This window comes from Methylobacterium sp. J-048 (genome assembly GCF_022829515.1).
In the GTDB taxonomy this organism is placed as follows: domain Bacteria; phylum Pseudomonadota; class Alphaproteobacteria; order Rhizobiales; family Beijerinckiaceae; genus Methylobacterium.
In genome coordinates, this window is record NZ_JAKSYL010000072.1 from 1 (window position 1) to 514 (window position 514).

General features: G+C 70.4%; 1 protein-coding gene. It reads left to right on the top strand.

Features of this window, described 5'->3' with window-relative positions; all coding sequences use genetic code 11:
- Positions 1-28 precede the first annotated feature (28 nt).
- Positions 29-514: sugar transferase (locus MKL09_RS04020; RefSeq protein ID WP_244018174.1), on the top strand; the 486-nt coding region annotated here is incomplete at its 3' end.

Below are 514 nucleotides of genomic sequence, written 5' to 3' on the forward strand. Positions count from 1 at the left end.
CGCTTCTGCGCCGCACCATAGGGTTGAGATGTCTGATGTGGCTGAGCAGCTTGCGGGTCAGGTGAGCGAGGCGGCTGAGGCGGTGGCGGAGGCGGTTTTGCCGGAGACGCCGTTCGTGGCGCGGGGTCTGCGGCTGGACTGGGCGGCCAAGCGCGGTCTCGACATCGGTGTGGCGGCGACCGCGCTGTTCCTGCTGCTGCCGCTGATGCTGCTGATCGCCGGCCTGGTCTGGGCCGGGGACCGCAAGGCGCCGATCTTCCGGCACGCGCGGCTCGGCCGGGACGGGCGCAGCTTCGGCTGCCTGAAGTTCCGCTCGATGGTCACCGACGGCGAGGCGGTGCTGGCCGCGCATCTGGCCGCCAGCCCGCGGGCCCAATCCTCACCTCGCGGCTACGCCGGAAGGCGTAATCCGGCCGGAACCTTCACAGCAGCTTCACCGTTTCAGCGAACAGAGAGGGGATGGATACGCTCCGCCCCCGAGACACCCGGCAGCCTCGTCCGCGGAGCTGCGACA